This window comes from Pseudacidovorax sp., from assembly GCF_017991995.1.
Lineage (GTDB): Bacteria > Pseudomonadota > Gammaproteobacteria > Burkholderiales > Burkholderiaceae_C > Xenophilus.
The window spans coordinates 89,202-110,206 of record NZ_JAGOPN010000012.1 but is presented as its reverse complement, the minus strand read 5'-3'; the positions used below and the strand labels follow the sequence as shown (position 1 = coordinate 110,206).

Annotated in this window: 20 protein-coding genes; 7 read left to right on the top strand and 13 right to left on the bottom strand. The window is 69.4% G+C overall.

All coding sequences use genetic code 11. From position 1 onward, the window contains the following. Positions 1–5: 5 nt before the first annotated feature. The 6 genes from KBC94_RS17135 to KBC94_RS17110 all read right to left on the bottom strand — a co-directional run bounded on the left by KBC94_RS17135 (position 6) and on the right by KBC94_RS17110 (position 5,925). Complete coding sequence (locus tag KBC94_RS17135) at positions 6–1,301, bottom strand: TRAP transporter large permease (RefSeq protein WP_017759153.1); 1,296 nt, start codon at positions 1,299–1,301, stop codon at positions 6–8. A gap of 79 nt (positions 1,302–1,380) precedes the next feature. After that, positions 1,381–1,869 carry a TRAP transporter small permease gene (locus KBC94_RS17130; protein WP_294372710.1) on the bottom strand — a complete coding sequence of 163 codons (489 nt, stop codon included), beginning with the start codon at positions 1,867–1,869 and terminating at the stop codon, positions 1,381–1,383. Between the two features lie 145 nt (positions 1,870–2,014). Continuing rightward, entirely contained in the window at positions 2,015–2,989 is a 975-nt protein-coding gene (locus KBC94_RS17125; protein ID WP_294372708.1) for a TRAP transporter substrate-binding protein, read from the bottom strand. 52 nt (positions 2,990–3,041) lie between these two features. After that, a complete protein-coding gene (locus tag KBC94_RS17120) occupies positions 3,042–3,932 on the bottom strand; it encodes an SMP-30/gluconolactonase/LRE family protein (RefSeq protein ID WP_294372705.1) in 891 nt (296 codons plus the stop codon). 4 nt (positions 3,933–3,936) lie between these two features. Then, on the bottom strand, positions 3,937–4,767 hold the full coding sequence (locus tag KBC94_RS17115; protein ID WP_294372702.1) for an NAD(P)-dependent oxidoreductase: 831 nt from the start codon (positions 4,765–4,767) through the stop codon (positions 3,937–3,939). A gap of 129 nt (positions 4,768–4,896) precedes the next feature. Further along, positions 4,897–5,925: a LacI family DNA-binding transcriptional regulator gene (locus KBC94_RS17110; RefSeq protein ID WP_294372699.1), complete on the bottom strand. Its 1,029-nt coding sequence runs from the start codon at positions 5,923–5,925 to the stop codon at positions 4,897–4,899. 170 nt (positions 5,926–6,095) lie between these two features. Here KBC94_RS17110 and KBC94_RS17105 point away from each other — a divergent pair, with 170 nt between their 5' ends. From KBC94_RS17105 to KBC94_RS17085, 5 genes are all read left to right on the top strand, one after another. Beyond that, positions 6,096–6,872: a FadR/GntR family transcriptional regulator gene (locus KBC94_RS17105; protein WP_294372696.1), complete on the top strand. Its 777-nt coding sequence runs from the start codon at positions 6,096–6,098 to the stop codon at positions 6,870–6,872. A gap of 124 nt (positions 6,873–6,996) precedes the next feature. Continuing rightward, a complete protein-coding gene (locus KBC94_RS17100) occupies positions 6,997–7,971 on the top strand; it encodes a tripartite tricarboxylate transporter substrate binding protein (protein ID WP_294372692.1) in 975 nt (324 codons plus the stop codon). 54 nt (positions 7,972–8,025) lie between these two features. Then, on the top strand, positions 8,026–8,937 hold the full coding sequence (gene kdgD / locus KBC94_RS17095) for a 5-dehydro-4-deoxyglucarate dehydratase (RefSeq protein ID WP_017759161.1): 912 nt from the start codon (positions 8,026–8,028) through the stop codon (positions 8,935–8,937). Between the two features lie 114 nt (positions 8,938–9,051). Continuing rightward, on the top strand, positions 9,052–10,389 hold the full coding sequence (locus KBC94_RS17090) for an enolase C-terminal domain-like protein (protein ID WP_294372687.1): 1,338 nt from the start codon (positions 9,052–9,054) through the stop codon (positions 10,387–10,389). A gap of 31 nt (positions 10,390–10,420) precedes the next feature. Then, positions 10,421–11,857 (top strand): aldehyde dehydrogenase family protein, encoded by a 1,437-nt coding sequence (locus KBC94_RS17085; protein WP_294372684.1) that lies wholly within the window; start codon positions 10,421–10,423, stop codon positions 11,855–11,857. A 256-nt stretch (positions 11,858–12,113) separates the two neighbouring features. Here KBC94_RS17085 and KBC94_RS17080 read toward each other — a convergent pair whose 3' ends face one another. Next, entirely contained in the window at positions 12,114–13,283 is a 1,170-nt protein-coding gene (locus tag KBC94_RS17080; protein ID WP_294372682.1) for an MFS transporter, read from the bottom strand. Between the two features lie 95 nt (positions 13,284–13,378). Between KBC94_RS17080 and KBC94_RS17075 the strand changes: the two genes are divergently transcribed. Continuing rightward, positions 13,379–14,062 (top strand): TetR family transcriptional regulator, encoded by a 684-nt coding sequence (locus KBC94_RS17075; RefSeq protein WP_294372680.1) that lies wholly within the window; start codon positions 13,379–13,381, stop codon positions 14,060–14,062. Between the two features lie 23 nt (positions 14,063–14,085). Further along, positions 14,086–14,991: an AraC family transcriptional regulator gene (locus KBC94_RS17070; RefSeq protein ID WP_294372678.1), complete on the top strand. Its 906-nt coding sequence runs from the start codon at positions 14,086–14,088 to the stop codon at positions 14,989–14,991. Positions 14,992–15,022: 31 nt separating this feature from the next. Here KBC94_RS17070 and KBC94_RS17065 read toward each other — a convergent pair whose 3' ends face one another. From KBC94_RS17065 to KBC94_RS17040, 6 genes are read right to left on the bottom strand one after another with little or no spacing between them, the layout of a single operon-like run. Next, positions 15,023–15,844 (bottom strand): alpha/beta hydrolase, encoded by an 822-nt coding sequence (locus KBC94_RS17065; RefSeq protein ID WP_294372676.1) that lies wholly within the window; start codon positions 15,842–15,844, stop codon positions 15,023–15,025. A gap of 55 nt (positions 15,845–15,899) precedes the next feature. Next, positions 15,900–17,483, bottom strand: coding sequence for an MFS transporter (locus KBC94_RS17060; RefSeq protein ID WP_294372675.1), 1,584 nt, complete (start codon positions 17,481–17,483; stop codon positions 15,900–15,902). Continuing rightward, positions 17,476–17,871: a DoxX family protein gene (locus KBC94_RS17055; RefSeq protein ID WP_294372673.1), complete on the bottom strand. Its 396-nt coding sequence runs from the start codon at positions 17,869–17,871 to the stop codon at positions 17,476–17,478. The genes KBC94_RS17060 and KBC94_RS17055 overlap by 8 nt, the downstream gene beginning before the upstream one ends. Beyond that, complete coding sequence (locus tag KBC94_RS17050) at positions 17,871–19,763, bottom strand: amidohydrolase (RefSeq protein WP_294372671.1); 1,893 nt, start codon at positions 19,761–19,763, stop codon at positions 17,871–17,873. Before KBC94_RS17050 ends, KBC94_RS17055 begins: the two co-directional genes overlap by 1 nt. A 41-nt stretch (positions 19,764–19,804) precedes the next feature. Next, positions 19,805–20,077, bottom strand: coding sequence for a DUF1427 family protein (locus KBC94_RS17045; protein WP_294372668.1), 273 nt, complete (start codon positions 20,075–20,077; stop codon positions 19,805–19,807). A 16-nt stretch (positions 20,078–20,093) separates the two neighbouring features. Next, positions 20,094–20,747, bottom strand: a complete 654-nt coding sequence (locus KBC94_RS17040) for a hydrolase (RefSeq protein ID WP_294372665.1) — start codon at positions 20,745–20,747, stop codon at positions 20,094–20,096. Between the last annotated feature and the right edge of the window lie 258 nt (positions 20,748–21,005).

Here is a 21,005-nt window from a genome sequence, read left to right as displayed (position 1 = left end):
CTTCTCTACCTCACGACCATGAACATGCTTGGGAGCCACAGACTGAACTGCGGCACGAAGGTCACCAGCCCCAGCGCCAGGATCAGCGCGCCATAGAAGGGCCAGATGGTGCGCATCACCTCGCCCACCGACACCCCGCCGATGGCGCAACCGACGAACTGCGTGGTGCCCACCGGCGGCGTGTTCAGTCCCAGCGCGCAGTTGATCAGCATCAGGATGCCGAACTGCACCGAAGTCATGCCGTACTGCTGCGCGATGGGCAGGAAGATGGGCGTGCACAGCAGGATGGTCGCCGCCATGTCCAGGAAGGTGCCCAGCAGGAACAGGATGACGTTGATCAGCAGGAAGATCACCCAGGGCGTGGTCGACACCTTGGACAGCATCTGCCCCGTCAGCTCCGCCACGCCATACAGGCTGATCAGGTAGCCGAAGGTGCTGGAGATGCCGATCAGCAGCAGGATCACGCCCGTGGTGCGCACCGCCTTGGCCGCCGCCTTGATGAAGTGCGCCCACTTGAGCGTGCGGTACAGAAAGATGGTCAGCGCCAACGCATAGAGCACCGCCACGGCCGCCGACTCGGTGGCCGTGAAGATGCCCGACAGGATGCCGCCCAGGATCAGCACCACGATGAACAGCCCCGGCAGCGCCGCGGCGAAGCTGCGCGCCACGATGGCCCAGCCGGGGAAGGTGCCGGCCGGGTAGCCCCGGCGCACCGCCACCACGTAGGCCGCCAGCAGGTTGCACAGCGTGAGGATGATGGCCGGCATCAGCGCGGCCAGGATCAGCGCCGCGATCGACACCTTGCCGCCCGCCGCCAGCGAATAGATGATGAGGTTGTGGCTGGTGGGCATCAGCGCCCCCACCAGGGCCGCATGCGTGGTCACGTTGACCGCATAGTCGGCGTGGTAGCCCTCCTTCTTCATCATCGGGATCATCACCGCGCCCATGGCCGACACGTCGGCCACCGGCGAGCCCGAGACGCCGCCGAACAGCGTGCACGCCACCACGTTGCTCATGCCCAGGCCGCCGCGCACATGGCCGACCAGCGACTTGGCGAAGTCGACGATGCGGTCCGCGATGCCGCCATACAGCATCAGCTCACCGGCAAAGATGAAGAAGGGGATCGCCAGGAAGGAGAAGATCCCCATGCCCGACATCATCTGCTGGAAGCCCACCGCGAGCGGCAGGCCTTCGTAGAGCAGCGTGGCCAGGGCCGACAGCCCGATGGAGAAGGCCACCGGTACGCCCAGCAGCAGCAGGGCGGTGAACGACAGGGTCAGGATGAGCAGCGGGATGGTCATGCGGCCTCCAGGCGCGCGGCAGGACGAGGGACGTGCGCGGGGCGCGTGATGAAAAGGGAGCGGCGGCAGCGCATGGGCGTCAGGTCCACGAGGGCTCCAGTTCGCGGCCCTGAGCCAACGCCAGGATGTGTTCGATGGAGAACAGCACGATGAGCACGCCGGCAAAGCTGGGCGGCACGTACTTCCAGCCCTCGGAGATGAACAGCGTGGGCAGTCGGTAGCTCCACACCGACTCGGCCAGGTAGGCGCAGTTCCAGGCCATGGCCGCCCCGAACAGGCCCACCAGCACGTGGATCAGCATCTCCAGCTTGAGTCGAAGCCGGGGCGGGGCCAGCACGAGCAGCGATTCCAGTCCGATGTGGCCGGCGTCGCGCACGCCCACGGCCACGCCGAACATGGTGACGTAGAGCACCATCAGCAGCGCCAGGCTTTCGGCCCAGGTGGGTGTGCTGTTGAGGATGTAGCGACCGAACACCTGCCAGCTCACGGCGCAGATCACTGCGACGAGGCCGACGATGCCCAGCACCATGCAGGCGCGCGCGAGGGCGCGGCAGAAGCGGGAGTACATGACGAATTCCTTCTTTCTCCCTCCCCCGCTGGGGGAGGGCAGGGGTGGGGGCCGCCGGCGGTGGCAAGGCAGCAGCGTTCGATGCGCCGCTGGCCCCCATCCCTGCCTTCCCCCAGCGGGGGAAGGAGCCGAAGCCCCCGCGCGCTTACTGCGTGTCCTGCACCCGCTTGACCAGGTCCTTCAGCCGCGCGTCGGTGATGAACTTGTCGTAGACGGGCTTCATGGCGGCCTCGAAGGGCTTCTTGTCGATCTCGATGATCTCGGCGCCGCCGGCCTTCACGGCGGCCAGCGACTTGGCTTCGCGCTCGGCCCACTGTTTGCGCATGTAGGGCACCGACTCCTTGGCCGCCTGTCGGATCCAGCCCTGCTCCTCGGGCGAGAGGCGGTCCCAGGCACGCTTGGAGAAGAGCAGCATCTCCGGCGCCATCGAATGCTCGGTCTTGGCGAAGTACTTGGCCACCTCGAAGTGGCGCGAGCTTTCGTACGACGGATAGTTGTTCTCGGCCGCATCCACCAGCCCGGTCTTGAGCGCCGTGTAGACCTCGCCGAAGGGCATGGGCGTGGCATTGCCGCCCATGGCCTCCACCAGCGCCACCCACAGGTCGGACTGCTGAACGCGGATCTTCAGGCCCTTCACATCGGCCAGGCTGCGCACCGGCTTCTTGGCGGTGTAGATCGAGCGGGCGCCGCTGTCGTAGAAGGCCAGGCCGATGAAGCCCTGCTTCTCGCAGCTCTTGAGGATGTCCTCGCCGATCGGGCCGTCCAGCACCTTGTGCAGGTGGTCGGTGGAGCGGAACAGGAAGGGCATGGTCGGCACCTGCGTCTCGGGGCAGATGTTGTTCATGGGCGCGATGTTCACGCGCACCATCTGCAGCGCGCCGATCTTGGTCTGCTCGATGGTGTCCTTCTCGCTGCCCAGCGCGCTGTTGTTGAACACCTTGATGCTGTGCTTGCCGCCCGACAACTGCTTGAGCCGCTCGCCCATGAACTTCACGGCGGTGACCGTCGGGTAGTCGTCGGGATGGATGTCGGCCGAGCGGAACTCGGTCGCCTGCGCCGCCAGCGCCGCGGCACTGGCGGCCAGGGCGAGCAGGGTGGTCTTGAAACGAAGGGTCTTCATGTTGTCTTCCTCGTGTGGATCCTGGGGGTGGTGTGGCGGTCTTCTTGGGGCTTCAGGGTTGCCAGGCCGGCTCGGGCAGGCCCTGCGTTCCCGGCTGCAGCGCGAAGACGCCGCCGGCCAGGGGTTGATCCGACAGGTCGCCAGCCGGCCGGATCGAGGTGACGAAGAGGGTGTCGAGCGCGGCGCCGCCGAATGCGCACATGGCGGGCTTCTTGACGGGCACTTCGAGCGAACGGTCGAGCCGGCCGTCGGGCGTGAAGCGGTGCACCAGACCGGCATCGTTGCCGCAGATCCAGTAGCCGCCGTCGACGTCGATGGCGGCACCGTCGGGCCGGCCGGGCAGGGGCTTCATGTCGGCGAAGAGGCGCCGGTTGATGGGCGTGCCCGTGTCCGGGTCGTAGTCGAAGGCCCAGATGGCCTGCGCGTCGGGATGCGAATCCGACAGGTACATCGTGCGGCCGTCCGGGCTGAAGGCCAGGCCGTTGGGTGTGATGAGGTCGCCCAGCACGGGCTGCAGCGCTGCGCCGTCCAGCCGGTAGAGCACGCCGACACGCGCGGCAGCGCCCATGTCCATCAGCATGGTGCCCGCCCAGAAGCGGCCCTGGCGGTCGCATCGGCCGTCGTTGAAGCGCATGCCTGGGCGGACATGCTGCACCCGTGCCAGGGCCGTGAGCTGCGCCTGGCTGCCGGAGCCGAGGGTGACCGTGTGCACGCCGTCCTCCATGCCGGCCAGCCACTGGCCGGGCCGGCCCGCCACGGCGGCGATGCAGGCGGGCATCTGCGGCGTGGCCCACTGCCGGTGGCCGTCGGCCGCCGCCCAGCGGTTGAGCGTGCGGCCTGGGATGTCCACCCAGTACAGCGCCTGCTCGCCCGCATGCCACACCGGGCTCTCACCCGTGCCGTGGCGCGCGTCGACGACGAGTTCGGCTTTGGATGCCTGCACGGCCTCAGTCTCCGAAGGGGCCCTGGGCAGTGAAGGCACCGCCCTGGTAGATGGCGTTGGGGTCGTCGGCCGCCACCGGCGGCTGGGTTTCGACCTGCGCGCGGAAGACCTCGGAGCCGTCCTGCGGCACCCAGCCCAAATGGGCCGCGGCGCGGTTGTCCCACCATACGTCGCGGTTGGCCGATGCGCCGAAGACCACCGTGTGGCCGACCTCCGGCGTGAAGAGGGACCGCTCCACCAGTCGCGTGAGATCGTCGTAGCTGAGCCAGGTGCTCATCATGCGGCGGTTGGCAGGCGCCGGGAACGAGGAGCCGATGCGGATGCTCACCGTCTGGATGCCGTACCGGTCCCAGTAGAACTGCGCCATGTCCTCGCCGAAGGACTTGGACAGGCCGTAGTAGCCATCGGGCCGGCGCATGGCAGTGGCGTCGATGTGCTCGGTCTGCTTGTAGAAGCCGATCACATGGTTGGAGCTGGCGAACACGATGCGGCCCACGCCCTGGCGACGCGCGGCCTCGTAGACGTTGTAGATGCCCTTGATGTTGGCCTCGAGGATCTGCTCGAAGGGTCGCTCCACCGAGATGCCGCCCAGGTGGACCATGGCGTCGCAGCCGGCCAGCAGGTCGTGCACGGCCGCCTTGTCGGCCAGGTCGCACGGCACGACCTCCTCGTGCGCGCCGCGCGCGGCGCCCAGCGGCGCGATGTCCGAGACGCGAAGCCGCTCGGCAAAGGGCACGAGCCGCTCCCGCAGCACCTGGCCGAGGCCGCCGGCCGCGCCGGTGAGCAGCAGCCGCTGCAGGCGACGGGCAGGACTGGAGGAGGAAAGGGCGGTCATGGAATCGGCGGCCTGTGATCGACGGGATGCAACGGTGCTGCATCGAAGGTAAACGTTTAACTTCGCGGCTTGAAAAAAGCCACGAAGGGCTGGGCGCGATGGTGCGCACGGCCTGTGCCGGCGTCAAGTTCAGCGCACTAAGTGCTTACCCTTGATGAGGCTGCGGGTCGAGCTTCGTGCGACGAGTCGCGGAGGGATAACGTTTTCCTGCGCTGCAACATCTTCACCGTGGATGGCGCCGATCAGCCGGCGCATGGCGAGCTCGCCCGTGGCCTCGCCCATCATGTCCACGCTGGTCAGGGCCGGGCTCACCAGGCGGCCGTAGGCGATGTTGTCGAAGGCCGCGACGGACACCTCGTCCGGCACCGCAATGCCCAGGGACTGGGCCTCCAGCAGCAGCCCCATGGCCAGCAGGTCGTTGTAGGCCACGATGGCATCGCCCCGTTCCGGCGAGAGCAGCAGGCTGGAGGCGAGCCGCTCGCCTTCCTCGGTGGAAGGCGCCGACGCGTCGACGGTGCGCACGCTGGCCTTTACGCCCTGGAAGGCCTCGCGCAGGCCGCGCTCGCGGTCGGCGCTCCAGCGCGCGCCGGAGAAACCCAGGTAGGTGATGCGGCGGTGGCCCAGGTCCCGTAGATGACGGCCCAGCATCAGCCCGGCCTGGTGGTTGTCGCAGCCCACGCTGGCATGCTGCGGATAGGGGGACGGGCGGCCGAAGAAGACGACCGGCGTTCCGCTGTCCAGCACACCCTGGATGGCGGCGGCCGGCAGGCGGGCGCTGACCACCAGCCCATCCACGCGCCGGCACAGCGACTGCAGGACCCCCAACTCGGGCGACGTGCTTTCGGCCGCGTCGGCAATGATGAGGTTGAGGCCCGCCGCGGCCGCCACCCGCGCGGCGCCGCTGACGAGGCTGGTGAAGTAGGGGTTGCGGATGTCCAGGATCACCACGCCGACGTTGCCGGTGCGGCCGGTGATCATGCCGCGGGCCATCGGGTTGAGCGAATAGCCCAGTTCGCGCACGGCTTGCGTGATGCGGGCCTCGACCTCGGCGGTGAAGCGCTGGCCGCCGTTGACGAACTTGGACACCGTGGCAGTGGAGACCTTCGCCGCCAGGGCGACGTCGCGGATGGTGGCAGCGCGCTTGCGCGGAGAACTCATGGACAGGCGGGGCAGAGAGGGCAGGGTGGGAGCGCGACCATGCCACAAAGTGCGCGCCTTGCGGCGGCGGCGCATGCGGTCACCGGCTGGAAGGCGGTCAGGTCCTAGGTTGTCGTACAACGGGCCGTCGTCTTATGATGGCTTCCATGCCCCGTTCGACCGCTCCAGCCATGCCCGCGACCCCTGCCGAGAACGAGGCGGTGCGGGCCCTGCCGCAGCGCCGTGCGCGTGGCCTGGCGCATGGCCTGGTGGACGACCTGGGTGAGCGCATCCGGGCCGGTCAGCTCCGCCCGGGCGACAAGCTGCCCACCGAGTCCGCCATCATGCAGACCTATGGCGTCAGCCGCACGGTGGTGCGGGAGGCGCTGTCCCGGCTGCAGGCGGCCGGGCTGGTCGAGACGCGCCATGGCATCGGCACCTTCGTGCTGCCGCCGCGGGCGGCCGGCATGTTCAGCCTGGATGCGTCCGAGATTCCCACCGCGGTCGATGTGATGGCGGTGCTGGAACTGCGCATCAGTCTGGAGACCGAAGCCGCTGGCCTGGCCGCACAACGCCACTCCGGAGCCCATCTTCAGGCGATGCGGGAAGCCCTGGACGCCTTCGCGCAGGACGCGGGCGACGCGGGCGACTCCATTTCGCCGGATTTCCGCTTCCACCTCGCCATCGCGCAGGCCACCGGCAATCCCTACTTCGCCGAGATTCTGGGCCACCTGGGCACCAACATCATCCCGCGCACGCGCGTCAGCGCGATCCGCAACCAGGCCCACCGCGGCGAATACCTGGAGCGCGTAAACCGCGAGCACGAGGAGATCTTCTCGGCCATCGCGCGGGGCGATGCCGATGCCGCGCGCGCCGCCATGCGCATCCACCTGACCAACAGCCGCGAGCGCCTGCGCCGTGCCCGCGAGGAGGCGGCGCAGCGCCAGGCTTCCGCCGCCACAACCTGAGCACGGAGTGGGGTCTTTGCCCGAGAAAGGCATGGACTTAGTTGTACGATGACTGACAACAAGACGGCCAGCAACGACGCGTCATCCAAGCCGCCACGCGTTTCAAACCAAGACGGAGACAGACATGACCCTCAACCGCCGCCAGTTCGTCAGTGGTGCCTCAGGTGCTGCGCTCGTGGCCTCGGGCGCCGTCCGCGCCGCGGACACCTGGCCGTCCAAGCCGGTCCGCATCGTGGTGCCCTATCCGCCGGGCGGCTCGTCCGACATCATTGCGCGGTCCATCAGCCAGCCGCTGTCGCAGGCGCTGGGCCAGAGCGTGATCGTGGACAACAAGCCGGGTGCCAACGGCAACCTGGGCGCGGACATGGTCGCCAAGGCCGCGCCGGACGGCTACACCGTGCTGCTGTGCGACGTCGGCGCGCTGGCCATCAGTCCGTCGGTCTACACGCGGCTGCCCTTCGACCCTTCCAAGGACCTGCGTGGCGTGACCATGCTGGCCTACTCGCCGCACCTGCTGGTGGTGCACCCCTCGGTCAAGGCCAACACGCTGCAGGAGCTGGTGGCGCTGTCGAAGACCAGCGACCTGAACTTCGCCGTCACCGCCACCGGCAGCGCGCCGCACCTGGCCGGCGTGGCGCTGGAGCGCGCCAGCGGCGCCCGCTGGACCTACGTGCCCTACAAGGGCGGCGTGCAGGCCATCCAGGACACCATGGGCGGCCAGACGCAGGTGCTCATGAACGGCATGCTCGCCACGCTGCCGCATGTGCAGAGCGGCAAGCTCAAGCTGCTGGGCGTCTCCAAACCCACGCGCATGCCACTGGTGGGCGACGTGCCCACCATCGCGGAGCAGGGCGTGCCCGGCTTCGAGTCGGGCACCTGGCAGGGCGTCAAGGCGCCGCGCGGCACGCCGGACGCCATCGTGCAGCGGCTCAACCGCGAATTCATCGCTGCCATCCGCTCTGCCGAAGTGCGCTCGCGCCTTGCAGGGCAGGGCGCCGAGGTCGTGACCATGACCGGCGCCCAGGAAGAGCAGTTCTTCGACAAGGAACGTGCCCGCTGGGCCACCGTGGTGCGGCAGGCCGGCATCAAGCTCGACTGAGCGCTTCCCTTCTTTTTCTTCTTCTTTCAACAAACGCTTCCAGGAAACCCGCACATGAACCCGCAAGATCTCAAGACCATCATGGGCTCCGGCCTGCTGTCCTTCCCACTGACGGACTTCGACGCAGAGGGCAACTTCGACAAGAAGGGCTACATCGAGCGCTTGGAGTGGCTGGCACCGTATGGCGCCAGCGCGCTGTTCGCCGCGGGCGGCACGGGCGAGTTCTTCTCGCTCACCGCCGACGAATATCCCGAGATCATCAAGACCGCGGTCGACACCTGCCGCGGCAAGGTGCCGATCATTGCCGGCGCCGGCGGTCCCACGCGCTTCGCCATCCAGTGCGCGCAGGCTGCCGAGCGGGCCGGCGCCCACGGCATCCTGCTGCTGCCGCACTACCTGACCGAAGCCGGCCAGGAAGGCCTGGCCGCCCATGTCGAGGCCGTGTGCAAGAGCGTCAAGTTCGGCGTCATCGTCTACAACCGCGGCCAGGCCAAGCTGATGCCCGAGACGCTGGCCAAGCTGGCCGAGCGCAACCCCAACCTGATCGGCTTCAAGGACGGCATCGGCGACATCGAGCTGATGAGTTCCATCTTCCTGACCATGGGCGACCGCTTCGCCTACCTGGGCGGTCTGCCCACGGCCGAGGTCTATGCGGCGGCCTACAAGGCGCTGGGCACGCCGGTGTACTCGTCGGCCGTCTTCAACTTCATCCCGAAGACGGCGATGCAGTTCTACGAAGCCGTTCGCGATGACGACATGGCCACGCAGCATCGCCTGCTGAAGGATTTCTTCATGCCCTACCTGGCCATCCGCAACAAAGGCCAGGGCTATGCGGTGAGCATCGTCAAGGCCGGCGCCAAGATCGTCGGCCACGATGCCGGTCCGGTGCGCACGCCGCTGACCGACCTCAAGGCGGACGAGTACGCCGCTCTGGAAGCGCTGATCGCCAAGCTGGGCCCGCAGTAATCCAGGCACTGCATGCCGGCACACTCCGGGGCGGCTGGCGCCCCGTAGCTGGCCGGCCATCGAAGCGGCCGCGCGATGAGCGCGGGCCGCTTTTCCCATCCCTCTGCGTCGATCATGAGCCACACGCCCACCATCACCGACATCGAAGTCATCCCCGTCGCCGGCCGCGACGGCATGCTGATGAACCTCAGCGGTGCCCACGCGCCCTTCTTCACCCGGAACGTGCTGCTGGTGCACGACAGCGCCGGCCGCACCGGCGTGGGCGAGGTGCCCGGCGGCGAGGGCATCCGTCAGGCCCTGGAGGACAGCCGCCCGCAGCTCGTCGGCCAGTCCATCGGCCAGCACCTGCAACTGCTGCAGCGCGTGCAACAGGCGCTGGCCGGCCGCGACCCGGGCGGGCGCGGCCTGCAGACCTTCGACCTGCGCATCGGCGTGCATGCGGTCACGGCCATCGAGTCGGCGCTGCTCGACCTGCTCGGCCAGCACCTGGGCGTGCCCGTGGCGGCCCTGCTGGGCGAAGGCCAGCAGCGCGAGCGGGTGGAGATGCTCGGCTACCTGTTCTTCGTCGGCCCTTCCGACAAGACCGATCTGCCCTACGTGAAACCCGGCGAGGACACCAGCGCCAGCGACGACTGGGCCCAGGTGCGCCACATGACCGCCATGACGCCCGAGGCCATCGTGCGCCAGGCCGAGGCCGCGCACGCGCGCTACGGCTTCAACGACTTCAAGCTCAAGGGTGGCGTGCTTGCCGGCGAACAGGAGATCGAAGCCGTCACCGCGCTCGCCAAGCGCTTTCCCGAGGCCCGCGTCACGCTCGACCCCAATGGCGGTTGGCTGCTCAAGGACGCCATCCGCCTGATGCGCGACATGCGCGGCGTGCTGGCCTATGCCGAAGACCCGTGCGGCGCCGAAGGCGGCTTCAGCGGCCGCGAGGTGATGGCCGAGTTCCGCCGTGCCACCGGCCTGCCCACCGCCACCAACATGATCGCCACCGACTGGCGGCAGATGGTGCATGCGCTGTCGCTGCAGTCGGTGGACATTCCGCTGGCCGACCCCCACTTCTGGACCATGGCCGGCAGCGTGCGCGTGGGCCAGACCTGCCGCGACTGGGGCCTGACCTGGGGCTCGCATTCCAACAACCACTTCGACATCTCGCTGGCCATGTTCACGCATGTGGCGGCGGCCGTGCCGGGCAAGGTCACGGCCATCGACACGCACTGGATCTGGCAGGACGGCCAGTTCCTCACGCAGAACCCGCTGCAGATCCGCGGCGGCTTCGTCGAGGTGCCCAAGACCCCGGGCCTGGGCGTCACGGTGGACCGCGCCGCGTTGCAGCGCGCCAACGCCCTCTACCAGCAGCACGGCCTGGGCGCGCGCGACGACGCGATCGCCATGCAGTACCTGATCCCGGGCTGGAAGTTCGACAACAAGCGCCCGGCGATGGTGCGCTGAGCCATTCCGTCATTCGACAAGGAGTCTTCTCATGAGCGAATTCAACAACCTCATCAACGGCGAATGGCTGGCCGGTGCCAGCTACAGCCCCAACCTCAACCCCAGCAACCTGGCGGACGTGATCGGCCAGTACACGCAAGGCGATGCCTCGCATGTCGATGCCGCCGTGGCGGCTGCGACCGCCGCCTTCCCGGCCTGGTCCACCGGCTCGGTGCAGGCCCGCAGCGATGCGCTGGACAAGATCGGCACCGAGATCCTGGCCCGCAAGGAAGAGCTGGGCGCGCTGCTGGCGCGCGAGGAGGGCAAGACCCGCGCCGAAGGCATCGGCGAGGTCACCCGCGCCGGCCAGATCTTCAAGTTCTTCGCGGGCGAATGCCTGCGCCTGTCGGGCGAGACCGTGCCTTCGGTGCGCCCGGGCATCGGGGTGGAGATCACGCGTGAGCCGGTGGGCGTCGTCGGCCTGATCACGCCGTGGAACTTCCCCATCGCCATTCCGGCCTGGAAGATCGCGCCGGCCCTGGCCTTCGGCAACTGCGTGGTGCTCAAGCCCGCCGACCTGGTGCCGGGCAGCAGCTGGGCGCTGGCCGAGATCATCCACCGCTCGGGCATTCCGGCCGGCGTGTTCAACCTGGTGATGGGCCGTGGCAGCGTCATCGGCAATGCGCTGGTGCAGCATCCGGGCATCCATGCGATCAGCTTCACCGGCTCGGTGGGCGTGGGCCGCGGCATCGCGCTGGAATGCGTCAGGCTGGCCAAGAAGGTCCAGCTGGAGATGGGCGGCAAGAACCCGCAGGTGGTGCTGGACGATGCCAACCTGGACCAGGCGGTCGAGCTGTGCGTGCAAAGTGCCTTCTATTCCACCGGCCAGCGCTGCACCGCGTCGAGCCGGTTGATCGTGACCGAGGGCATCTACCCGCGCTTCATCGAGGCCATGAAGGCCCGCATGGCGAAGATCAACGTGGGCGATGCGCTGGGCCAGGGCACCGACATCGGCCCGGTCTCCAGCCAGTCGCAACTCGAGCAGGACCTGAGCTACGTCGAGATCGGCAAGGCCGAAGGCGCCACGCTGGCCGTGGGCGGTGAGCGCCTGTCGCGCGGCACCGAAGGCTTCTACATGGCCCCGGCGCTGTTCAGCGACAGCGGCAAGACCATGCGCATCAACCGCGAGGAAATCTTCGGCCCCGTGGCCAGCGTGATCCGGGTGAAGGACTACGACGAGGCGCTGGCCACCGCCAACGACACCGAGTTCGGCCTGTCGGCCGGCATCGCCACCACCAGCCTGAAGTACGCCACCCACTTCAAACGCCACAGCCAGGCCGGCATGGTGATGGTCAATCTGCCCACCGCGGGCGTGGACTACCACGTGCCCTTTGGCGGGCGCAAGGGCAGCAGCTACGGTCCGCGCGAGCAGGGGCGCTATGCCCAGGAGTTCTTCACCATCGTGAAGACGGCGTACACGCTGGCGTGAAATAAAAAGGCACCCCCATGCCGCTTCGCGGCTCCCCCTCTCTGGCGCCTTCGGCTTGGAGGGGGCGCACCCAGAGGCCTGGCAAAGCCAGTTCCTCGGGTGCCCTGGCGTGGCCTGCTCCGCGGCCATTTGATCGTTGGCGTCGCGCCAGTTTCATGCGGCGTGGGTGGCACGCAGCGCCGCGGAAAACTGACATGACGCACTCGGCCTTGCGGCCGGCAGGTGGCTTCATCGCCGCCTGCCGGCCGCGGTCGATTTACTGGGACGTCGCGGCGGGCCGGCGGGCGGCGATCCACAGCCCGAGCGCAATGGTCAGCCCCAGTACCGCGGCCACGGTGCCGACGAGGAACACGCCGCGGTAGCCCGCGCGGTCGGCCAGCAGCCCGGCCAGCGGGCCGGTCAGGCCGTAGGCGAGGTCCTGGAAGGCCGAGAAGGCGCCCATGGCCGTGCCGCGCAGGGGCGGCGCCACGCGGTGCACCACGTCGCGGCCCATGGCCGGGAACACCATCGAACAGCCCAGGCCCGTCATGAAGGCGCCGGCCAAGGCTGCGGTCGGCGTGGCGGCGGTCCACAGAATCGCCTGGCCCAGTGTCTCCACGGCCAGCGAGGCGGCGGCCACCGGCAGGCCGCCGATGCGGTCGGGCAGGCCGCCGAACAGCAGCCGCACCAGCACGAAGCCGGCGCCGAATGCAGTCAGGCCCAGGCCCGCATGCGCCCAGCCCTGGGCCCGGAAATGCAGCGCGAAGAAGGCGCCGATGGCGGCGAATCCGATGCCCTGCAGGCACACGATGGCCCCCTGCGGCGCGATGCGGCCGACCACGCGCCAGATGGAGGGACGTTGGGCGGCTGCCATCACGGGCATGCCGTCGAGCCGTGCCACGGCCAGCAGCGCCAGCGCCGGCAGGCCGGTGGCCACGGCCATCGCACCGGCCAGACCTAGACCGTCGTACAGCGCGATGCCCAGCGGCCCGCCCACGGCCAGGGCGCCGTAGATGGCGGCCCCGATCCACGCCAGCACCTGGCCCGAGCGGGCCGGCCCCACCAGCCCGATGCACCAGGTGATGGTGCCCACGGCGACCAGGCTTTCGCCCACGCCGATGAGCAGGCGCCCGATCAGCAGCACCTCGTACGCCGCGATGGCGCGCAGTCCCGGCAGGCCGGCCGTCAGACACACCAGCGCGCCGGCGATGTAGCAGAACAGGCCGCGCACCGTCGCGACCCTGGCACCCTGCCGGTCGGTGAGCGTGCCAGCGAAGCCGCGGCTGAGGATGGTGGCCAGGAAGGCGATGCCCACGGCCAGGCCGGCCCAGGCATTGCCCAGGCCCAGGGTGCCGGCCACGAACAGCGGCACCGTCGGCAGCGTCATGCCCACGCACAGGCAGGCCACGAAAAGCACGCCGACCAGCCACCAGAAGGGCAGCGGCATCGGCGCGGAAGAAGTCGTTGGAGGAGGTATGGAAGTCATGCGCCGATAATGCGACGAGTTCGTCAGGTTTTCCATTCGCATTCGCAGCCCTTGCCATGAGCCCACGTCGCAGCGCACCTCTGTCCTCGAGAAAGGAGCCCCAGCAGGCCCGCTCCGCCAACCTGGTGGCGGCAGTGCTCGAAGCGGCTGTTCAGGTTCTGGCGCAGGAAGGCGCGCAGCGCTTCACCACGGCCCGTGTGGCGGAGAAGGCGGGTGTCAGCGTCGGTTCGCTCTACCAGTACTTTCCCAACAAGGCGGCGATCCTGTTCCGGCTTCAGAGCGACGAATGGCAGCGCACCACCACGCTGATGCGCGGCATCCTGGAAGACGAGGCCCTGCCCCCGCTCGCTCGGCTGCGGCGGCTGGTGCTGGCTTTCATCCGCTCCGAATGCGAGGAGGCCGAGGTGCGCACTGCGCTGGCCGATGCCGCCCCGATGTACCGCGATGCACCCGAGGCCGGCGAAGCACGGGCGACCAGCGCCCGGGCCTTCCGCGTCTTCCTCAAGACGGTGCTGCCCGAGGCGGCCGGCCCCACGCGCACCCGCGCCGGCGACCTGATCCTGGACACGCTGAGCGGCGTGGGCAAGGCCTTCTCCGACAAGCCCCGCAAGCCGGCCGAGATCGAGGCCTACTCGGCCGCCATGGCCGACATGTTCTGCGCGTATCTTGTGGAGCTGGGCGCGTTGCCGGAGCCTGCACCGGCGGCCCGCCGCCTGCGCGTTGCGCGAAAGCGTGGATGATGTCGGGCCACCGCGGAGATCCCATGCACCTCACCCCTTCGCCTTTGACGATGGCGCCGCGCGATGCGCTCGGCTGCACCGCCAGCACGCTGGTGCACGATGACGAGCTCGACGCCGGCGGCGTCCGTGTCTATCGCAAGGCCGTGACGACGACCCAGCTCGGGCCGGTGGAGACCGCGCCCTCGGACAGGGGCCTGCTGCTGGGCATCTCGCTCGCCCCGGGGCATCGCCGACGCATCCTGCACGCGCGGCACGCCAGCACGCACGACTTCGGCTGCGGCGCGATCTACCTGCGCGACTTTGGCGAGCGTTACCGCGCCGACATGAAGGCAGGTTTCGACTTCCTGCTGGTGGAGTTCCCGCAGGCCGTGCTGCGCCAGGCCACGGAGCGGCCCGTGGCCCCGGGGGCGCTGCTGGCCGCCTCGCCGGTGGGCGCCCATGACACGGTGCTGCACCACCTGGCGCTGGCGCTGCTGCCCGCGCTCGGTCGGCCGCAGCCGGGCTGCGGCCTGTTCATCGAGCAGGTCACGGCGGCGATGGCCGCCCAACTGCTCCTGCGTGCAGGCGCCGCGCAGCCGGCCGGCACGCGCCCGCGCCGCCGGCTGTCACCCCGCCAGGAGGCACGCGCCAAGGAGATGTTGGCGATGCGCGTGGATGGAGACCAGAGCGCCCAGGCCGTCGCCGAGGCCTGTGGCCTGTCGCGCAGCTATTTCATCGAGGCCTTCCGCGAGACCACCGGCCAGACGCCCTACCAGTGGGTGCAGGCGCAGCGGCTGGCACGGGCCCAGGCACTGCTGGCGCAGCCCGGGCTGTCGCTCGCGGCCATCGCGCTGGCCTGTGGCTTTGCGGACCAGAGCCACTTCACCCGCGTGTTCACCCGGCACATGGGCATGCCGCCGGGCACCTGGCGGCGCGGCGCCGGCCACTGAGGGCCTGCAACGCCGCTGGCCGCCGCCGCGATCAGCCTTCGATCAGCGCGAGCAGGTCGGCGTTGACCTGGTCCTTGTGCGTGGTGCAGGTGGCGTGGGGCGCGCCGGGGTAGACCTTGAGCGTGGCGCCCTTGATCATCTGCGCCGCCAGCTTGCCCGTGCCCTCGATGGGCACGACCTGGTCGTCGTCGCCATGGATGACCAGCGTGGGCACGTCGATCTTCGCCATGTCGGCGCGGAAGTCGGTGCCGGAAAAGGCCGTCACGCAGTCCAGCGTGCCCTTGATCGATGCCTGCAGCGCGATCTGCAGCGTCTGCTTGAAGATGCCCTGCGACACCTTGGCCCCCGGTCGATTGGTGCCGTAGAAGATGGTGCTGAAGTCGTCCAGGAACTGCGGCCGGTCCGCCAGCAGCCCTGCGCGCAGGCCTTCGAACATCGCGGGCTCGGGTCCCTCCGGATGGTCCGCCGTCTTGACGAACAGCGGCGTCACCGCGCTGACCAGTGCCAGCCGGGCCACGCGGCGGCTGCCATGCCGGGCGATGTAGCGCGTCACGTCGCCCCCGCCCATCGAGAAGCCCACGAGCACCACGTCCTTCAGGTCCAGCGCCTCGATCAGCTGCGCGATGTCGTCGGCGAAGGTGTCGTAGTCGTAGCCGGTCCACGGCTGGCCCGAGCGGCCGAAGCCGCGGCGGTCGAAGGCGACGGTGCGGTAGCCGCGCTCGGCGAAGAACATCATCTGGGCGTCCCACATGTCGGCGCTCAGGGGCCAGCCGTGGCTGAACAGGATGGGCTGGCCGCTGCCCCAGTCCTTGTAGTAGAGGTCGGTTCCGTCGCGCAGGGTGAGGAAGCTCATGCAAATCTCCAGGGGTTGAGGAAGACAGGGAGGGGAAGGAAAAGCGGCTTGACGTTCAGAGCGCCAGGAAGTGGTGGACCTCGGGCTGCCCCGGGCCGATGTGGTAGCGGACCACTTCGCCCTGCAGGTCCGCATCGGCCTGGGACACGCGGTGGTGCTGGCGCAGGTGCTCCGCCCAGGACTCGACCATGAACCATTCGACGATGCGCTGCGGATCGGCCGTGTGCTCGTGCAGGCCCCAGGCATAGGCCCCGTCGCGCCGGCGCTCGGGGGCCAGGCGCCGCACGGCGGCCAGGAAGGCGGGGCGGTCTTCCGCACGGATGCGGTACTCGATCTGGATCATCACGGGGCCGCGGTCATGGGCCACGGGCTCGGCCAGCAACGGCTCCGGCCAGTGGCGCGAGGCCTGCAGGTCCGCGTCGCCCGCGGGCAGGCGTACGCGGTGGAAGAGCAGGGCCACCACCAGCAGGCCCAGCGCAGCGGCGGCAAGCGCGCCCCGCACGCCGATCTGCTGCGCCACCAGCCCCCAGCCCAGGCTGCCCGCGGCCATGGCACCGTTGAACACCGTCAGGTAGACGGCGAGGCCGCGGCCACGGACCCAGTTGGGCAGCACGGCCTGGGCCACGCCGTTGAGCGTGGTCAGGGCAGTGATCCAGCCCACGCCCAGCACCAGTAGCAGCAACACGGCCAGCCACTGGGGCGGGGCCAGCACCAGCGCGCCGAGCACCACCGCCGTGAGCACCGAGGCCATCAGCACCAGTCCGTCCGCATTCAGCCGTCCGCGCAGCCGCGGCATCACGAGCGCACCGACGATGGCGCCTGCGCCCACGGCGCCCATCAGCACGCCGTAGAAGCCGGCCGTTCCCTTCAGCATCTGGCGTGCGACCAGGGGCAACAGCGCCCAGGCCGCGCTCGCGAACAGGAAGAAGACCGCCGCCCGCACCAGCACCACGTGCAGTTCGCGGCTGGCGCGTGCATAGCGCAGGCCGGCGCGGAAGGCGCCGAGAAAGTTCTCGGACAGGCCCTCGTCCGCCGTCGGCGCCGGGCGGCGCCACCACAGCAGCGCGGCGATGACGAAGACATAGCTCAGCACGTCCGCACCGTAGGTCATGGCCGCGCCGAAGCTGGCCAGCAGCAGGCCGCCAAGGGCCGGCCCGACGGCGCGGGCGATGTTCACGCCCAGCGAGTTGAGCGCCACCGCGTTCCTGAGCTGCGCGCGCGGCACCAGCTCGGGCACGATGGACTGCCAGGTCGGTCCCATCAGTGCCGCGCCCACGCCGCCCACGAAGGTCAGCACGATCAGCAGCTCCACCGTCAGCCCGCCGGTGCGGGAGAGCACCAGCAGCGCCGCGCTCACGCCCGCCAGCAGCAGCTGGACGGCGATGAGGAAGCGTCGGCGGTCCAGGATGTCCGACAGCACGCCGGCCGGAATGGCCAGCAGGAAGACCGGCAGTGTGGCCGCGGTCTGGATCAGCGCGACGGCCGTGGGGCTGGGCGACAGGTCGGTGACCAGCCAGCCGCTGGCCACGTCGCGCATGAAGCTGCCGATGTTGCCCAGCACCGTGGCGCACCACAGCACGGCGAACACCGGCAGGCGCAGGGGCGCGAAGCTGCCGCTCTCCTTGCCCGCCTCAGCCATGCCGCCGTTCCCGCCCGTCGAGCCAGGCCACCAGCAGGAAGCCGCCGACCAGGCCCAGGTGCTCGAAGAAGGCGTTGGCCGCCATGAAGCGTTGCGGCTGGGGCATTTCCCAGAAGCGAAGGGCGACCAGGGTGGCGCCCAGCGTGAAGGCGGCCAGCACCAGCGCGCCCAGCCAGCGCAGCCGGCCGCTGATGACCATGGCCGAGGCGCCGAGTTCGAGCACGATCACGGCCAGCGCCATCGGCGCGGCGGGCGCGATGCCGAAGTGCTGCATCTCGGCCACGGCACCGGCGAAGTCGAAGGCCTTGACCAGTCCGCCCTGCAGGTAGGCCGCGCACAGCAGCAGCAGGCAGACCGGCCTCACCCATGAAGACTGCGTCCAGGCCATCAGACTGCCCAGCAGGCGCAGCCCAGCGCGCCCCAGAAGCTCTTGAGGTCGCCCACCGGCAGCCGGCTGCCCCAGGCGCCAGCATGCGCGTGGCCGTGCACGTTGCAGGCGCTCGCGCAGCCGCAGGACGCGGCCGCCTGCCGCAGGGCGGCCTGCAGCGGTGCGCCTTCCTGCGCGCCCCAGGCGCCGTAGCCGCCATAGCGACGCACGGGCGACCAGTCGGGCATGGCGGGCGGCGGGCCGCCCTCGTCCAGCGTAGCAAATGGACCGGCGCCGTAGACGACCTTGCCGCCCACCACCGTGAGCAGCGCGCTGGTGTCGGCGATGTCGGATTCGGGGCAGGCGAAGAAGTCGCGGTCGGGCACGATCAGGTCGGCGAACTGCCCGGCCTCGATGCGGCCCTTGCGGCCTTCCTCGTTCGAGAACCAGGTGACCTTCTCGGTCCACATGCGAAGCGCGGTCTCGCGGTCGAGCAGGTTGCGCTGCGGCGTGATCTGCAGCCCGCCCACCGTGCGGCCGGTGATCAGCCATGACAGCGAGACCCAGGGGTTGTACGAGGCCACGCGGGTGGCGTCGGTGCCGGCCGAGACGTGGATGCCCTTCTCGAGCATGCGCTTGACCGGCGGCGTGGCCTCGGCCGCGGCGGCGCCGTAGCGCTCGACGAAATACTCGCCCTGGTAGGCCATGCGGTGCTGCACGGCCACGCCGCCGCCCAGCGCTGCGATGCGGTCGATGGAGCGCTCCGAGATCGTCTCGGCATGGTCGAAGAACCAGTTCAGGCCGGCCAGCGGCGTGTCGCGGTTCACCTTCTCGAACACGTCCAGCGCGCGGCTGATGGTCTCGTCGTAGGTGGCATGCAGGCGCCAGGGCCAGCGGTTCTGGGCCAGCACGCGCACCACCTCTTCCAGCTCGCCTTCCATCTCGGGGGCCATGTCGGGCCGCGGCTGGCGGAAGTCCTCGAAGTCGGCGGCCGAGAACACCAGCATCTCGCCCGCGCCGTTGTGGCGGAAGTAGTCGTCGCCCTGCTTGTACTTCGAGGACGCTGTCCAGTTCAGGAAGTCCTGCTTCTCCTGTTTGGGCTTCTGCGTGAACAGGTTGTAGGCCAGGCGGATGGTGAGCTGCCCCGCGTCCGCGAGTTGCTGGATGACCTGATAGTCCTCGGGGTAGTTCTGGAAGCCCCCGCCCGCGTCGATGGCGCCGGTCACGCCCAGGCGGTTGAGTTCGCGCATGAAGTGACGCGTGGAGTTGAGCTGGTACTCGGGTGGCAGCTTCGGCCCCTTGGCCAGCGTGGCATACAGGATGGCCGCATTGGGCTTGGCCAGCAGCAGGCCGGTGGGGTTGCCGGCGGCATCGCGCACGATCTCGCCGCCGGGCGGCGCGGGCGTGTTCTTGCCGTAGCCCACGGCCCGCAGCGCGGCCCCGTTGAGCAGGGCACGGTCGTACAGGTGCAGGATGAAGACGGGCGTATCGGGCGCGGCGGCGTTGAGCTCGTCGATGGTGGGCAGCCGCTTCTCTGCGAACTGATGTTCGGTAAAGCCGCCGACCACACGCACCCATTGCGGTGCCGGCGTGATCGCCACCTGCTGGCGCAGCATGGCCATGGCATCGGCCAGGCGGCGCACGCCGTCCCAACGCAACTCCAGGTTGAAGTTCAGGCCGCCGCGGATGATGTGCAGGTGGTTGTCGATCAGGCCGGGCAGCACGGCGCGGCCCTGCAGGTCGACCACGCGGGTGGCGGCACCCGCCAGGGGCAGCAGGTCCTCATTGCGGCCTACGCGCAGGAAGCGCCCGTCGCGGATGGCCACGGCCTCGGCCGTGGGATTGCTGCGGTCGAGGGTGGTGAAGCGGCCGTTGTGCAGGATGAGGTCGGGAGCGGGGGTGGCTTGGGCCATGTCGGTTCTCCGGGCGGGTTGTCGTGGTGCAGTCGGCGTGCTCAGGCCTTCTCGCGCGGCAGCGGCGCTTCCGCCTTGGCGCATTGCGGCAGCTCGCCGAACACATGCGGCTTGACCTGCTGGTGCAGCCACGACGTGGAGACGGCGTCGGGGCGGATCCAGCTGCGCACGAGCGGCGGGATCTGCTCGCCGAGCAGGATGCCCAGCAGCCCCACCAGGGCGATCACGGGCGGCGCGGGCGAGCGCACCTGGACCAGGGCGTAGATCACGCCGACCAGGATGCCGACGGCCAGCGAAAGCAGGTAGGGCTTCATCGTGGTGTCCGCCGCGTCAGCCTTCGTGGGCACCGAACATGGTCTTGGCATAGGTGACGCCCAGTCCGTAGGCGCCGCCCCATTGGCGTGCGATGCCGGTGGTCAGCTCGTAGGTCTCGCCGCGTGCCCAGTCGCGCTGCAGTTCCAGCAGGTACTGCAGCGAGGTCATGGGTCGCGCGCCGGCCTGCACCATGCGCTGCATGGCGCGCTCATGGGCTTCGGCGGAGACGTCGCCGCAGGCGTCGGCGATCACGTAGACCTCGAAGCCCTGGGCCAGCGCGGACAGGGCCGGGCCGACGATGCACACGCTGGTCCACAGGCCGGCCAGCACGATGCGCGGCTTGCCGATGGCGTTCACGCGCTCGATCACGGCCGCGTCTTCCCAGGTGTTCATGGAGGTGCGGTCCAGCATCGCCTGGCCGGCAAAGGCCTCGGTGATCTCGCCGAACATGGGGCCCGAGAAGCTCTTCTCGGCCACCGTGGTCAGGATGGTCGACACGCCGAAGCCGGCCGCCGCGCGGGACATCAGCGCCGCGTTGTTGCGCAGCACGGTGGCGTCGATGGAGTGCGTGGCAAAGGCCATCTGCGACTGGAAGTCGATCAGGATCAGCGTGTGGTCCTGCGGGGAGAGCAGCGTGGCGCCGGGGGTGGGCTTGGCTTGGACGGTCATGGTCGGTTCCTGGGTTGCGGATGCAACGATGGCTGGCGAGGGGCGGATGCTCGTCGTGGCGCTCGGTGCATGTCTTGTCGATTGGTCGGGCTTTTTGGACGTTTGGCGGGTTGGCTGGCAGGGAGTGCCGGCGCGCTTCCTGCGCTATTCCATCGAAATACTTCACCAATGAGCTGCAGGCCGGATCGGGCTGCTGTTCACTTGTGGATTCGCTGGAATGGGTGAATCATCGGCGCCGCTCGCCGCGCCGTTGGCGAG

Bases quoted from the DNA above. Each gene is read 5' to 3' on its own strand.
- KBC94_RS17135 (WP_017759153.1), bottom strand. From the start codon at position 1,301: ATGACCATCCCGCTGCTCATCCTGACCCTGTCGTTCACCGCCCTGCTG.
- KBC94_RS17130 (WP_294372710.1), bottom strand. From the start codon at position 1,869: ATGTACTCCCGCTTCTGCCGCGCCCTCGCGCGCGCCTGCATGGTGCTG.
- KBC94_RS17125 (WP_294372708.1), bottom strand. From the start codon at position 2,989: ATGAAGACCCTTCGTTTCAAGACCACCCTGCTCGCCCTGGCCGCCAGT.
- KBC94_RS17115 (WP_294372702.1), bottom strand. From the start codon at position 4,767: ATGACCGCCCTTTCCTCCTCCAGTCCTGCCCGTCGCCTGCAGCGGCTG.
- KBC94_RS17110 (WP_294372699.1), bottom strand. From the start codon at position 5,925: ATGAGTTCTCCGCGCAAGCGCGCTGCCACCATCCGCGACGTCGCCCTG.
- KBC94_RS17105 (WP_294372696.1), top strand. From the start codon at position 6,096: ATGCCCGCGACCCCTGCCGAGAACGAGGCGGTGCGGGCCCTGCCGCAG.
- KBC94_RS17100 (WP_294372692.1), top strand. From the start codon at position 6,997: ATGACCCTCAACCGCCGCCAGTTCGTCAGTGGTGCCTCAGGTGCTGCG.
- kdgD (WP_017759161.1), top strand. From the start codon at position 8,026: ATGAACCCGCAAGATCTCAAGACCATCATGGGCTCCGGCCTGCTGTCC.
- KBC94_RS17090 (WP_294372687.1), top strand. From the start codon at position 9,052: ATGAGCCACACGCCCACCATCACCGACATCGAAGTCATCCCCGTCGCC.
- KBC94_RS17085 (WP_294372684.1), top strand. From the start codon at position 10,421: ATGAGCGAATTCAACAACCTCATCAACGGCGAATGGCTGGCCGGTGCC.
- KBC94_RS17080 (WP_294372682.1), bottom strand. From the start codon at position 13,283: ATGCCGCTGCCCTTCTGGTGGCTGGTCGGCGTGCTTTTCGTGGCCTGC.
- KBC94_RS17075 (WP_294372680.1), top strand. From the start codon at position 13,379: ATGAGCCCACGTCGCAGCGCACCTCTGTCCTCGAGAAAGGAGCCCCAG.
- KBC94_RS17070 (WP_294372678.1), top strand. From the start codon at position 14,086: ATGCACCTCACCCCTTCGCCTTTGACGATGGCGCCGCGCGATGCGCTC.
- KBC94_RS17065 (WP_294372676.1), bottom strand. From the start codon at position 15,844: ATGAGCTTCCTCACCCTGCGCGACGGAACCGACCTCTACTACAAGGAC.
- KBC94_RS17060 (WP_294372675.1), bottom strand. From the start codon at position 17,483: ATGGCTGAGGCGGGCAAGGAGAGCGGCAGCTTCGCGCCCCTGCGCCTG.
- KBC94_RS17055 (WP_294372673.1), bottom strand. From the start codon at position 17,871: ATGGCCTGGACGCAGTCTTCATGGGTGAGGCCGGTCTGCCTGCTGCTG.
- KBC94_RS17050 (WP_294372671.1), bottom strand. From the start codon at position 19,763: ATGGCCCAAGCCACCCCCGCTCCCGACCTCATCCTGCACAACGGCCGC.
- KBC94_RS17045 (WP_294372668.1), bottom strand. From the start codon at position 20,077: ATGAAGCCCTACCTGCTTTCGCTGGCCGTCGGCATCCTGGTCGGCGTG.
- KBC94_RS17040 (WP_294372665.1), bottom strand. From the start codon at position 20,747: ATGACCGTCCAAGCCAAGCCCACCCCCGGCGCCACGCTGCTCTCCCCG.